Source organism: Aquabacterium sp. (assembly GCF_004297345.1).
Classification (GTDB): Bacteria; Pseudomonadota; Gammaproteobacteria; order Burkholderiales; family Burkholderiaceae_C; genus Aquabacterium.
Genome location: NZ_SCTN01000305.1, coordinates 1 through 1,483, shown reverse-complemented (window position 1 = coordinate 1,483; position 1,483 = coordinate 1). Strand labels below are relative to the sequence as shown.

The 1,483-nt window shown below is 62.2% G+C and carries 2 protein-coding genes; both read right to left on the bottom strand.

Annotated features, from left to right (window positions below; all coding sequences use genetic code 11):
* On the bottom strand, positions 1 to 490 hold a 490-nt coding region (gene upp / locus EPO09_RS10825), incomplete at its 3' end, for a uracil phosphoribosyltransferase (protein ID WP_290642964.1).
* A gap of 18 nt (positions 491 to 508) precedes the next feature.
* Positions 509 to 1,483: DUF1688 family protein (locus EPO09_RS10820; protein WP_290642962.1), on the bottom strand; the 975-nt coding region annotated here is incomplete at its 5' end.

Here is a 1,483-nt window from a genome sequence, read left to right as displayed (position 1 = left end):
AGCTGAGCAATTTGATGCTCGCGCATCCTGCCTGCTTGATGCGCGTGATGGCGGCCACCGCTGAATTGCCCGTGGCGAGCATGGGATCGACCACGATGACCTGACGATCTGCAATGTCAGAGGGCACCTTGAAGTAGTACTCGACAGGCGCCAATGTGTCGGGGTCACGGTACAAGCCGATGTGGCCAATGCGCGCCAAAGGCAGGAGCGTCAGAACGCCATCCAGCATGCCATTGCCGGCGCGCAAAATGGAAATGAGACAGAGCTTTTTGCCGCTGATGACGGGGGAGTCCATCGTCGTGATCGGCGTCGTGATGGCTTGCAGTTCGGTAGGCAGATCGCGCGTGGCTTCATAAACCAGCATCTGGCTGACCTCACGCAGCAGGTTGCGAAAGCTGTCCGTGTTGGTCTCGACACTGCGCAGCCAGGTCAGCTTGTGCTGAACCAAGGGATGGTTGACTACCGTGAGATTGGGAAAAGCTGCCGTCATCTCGTCTCCTGACATCCATCATCCACACGCGGTGCCATCGCTGTCCAGGTGCAAGGGGGGCGAGCCACCGGGACGCTTGGCCTGCGCAATTTGCCGGCCTGCGGCCCAACTGCCGCCTTCCTGCAACCTGACCAAAGGGAGTTGAGCGGGCGCCAGCCCCAACTCGCTGCGCACGGCTTCAGCCAGATGATCAAGGATAGCGACAGTCAAGGCCCGCCACTCGACAATTGGTTCAGCATCCACGGCCCAGCGTGTGGTGTGAAAGGCACGATCGCGGGCCTGGAGCAAGCCCAGATCGAGCAACAAGCCACCGTTGCGGCAATCGGGCAAGCCCGTCAGTTCGTCAAGCCCAGACACGGTCAGCCCGGCATCCTCCAGGGGCTCCAGCAAAGAACAGGTCAGCGATTGCGCGAACTGGTGAAAAGGCAGCCAACCACCGGGTGCATCCGGATGCGGCCAGCAATCGCCAATAGGCTGGCCATTTTGCTCATGGCGCCCAGGCCAGACATGCCCCAAGGTGTGCAGCAGCAACGACAGGATCTGGTCGACGTGCACCTTCCCTGTGGGCGACAGGCGAAACAAAGTATCGATCAGATGCCCCGGGCGCAAGAGGCCGGGTGCATCCGGGCGACCATAGACATCGGGGCAACTCTTGAGCGCCAGCGCCAATTGCCGCAAACGATTTGCGCGAGCCTCCAGGCCAACCAGAGGGTTGGCCTCAGCGACCTGCAAAGCCAGCCCCAGATCAGCGGTGAGCACACGCTCCAGGCCACAGGCATCCGCACGGCATGGCTGATGTGGATCGCTGGAGAGCGCGCCACTGGCCCACCACCTCAGGCCCGCCACACTCAAACCCTCCGAGCGACTCAGGCTGCGCGCACCAGGCTGATCTTTGTAGTGCCAGGCAGGGCCCGCTCCCGCGTCCAGCAACATGCAGATCACAGCCAGATCAACCCGTGCACGGGCTCGCTCCAACCGCGCTGACGGCGCATC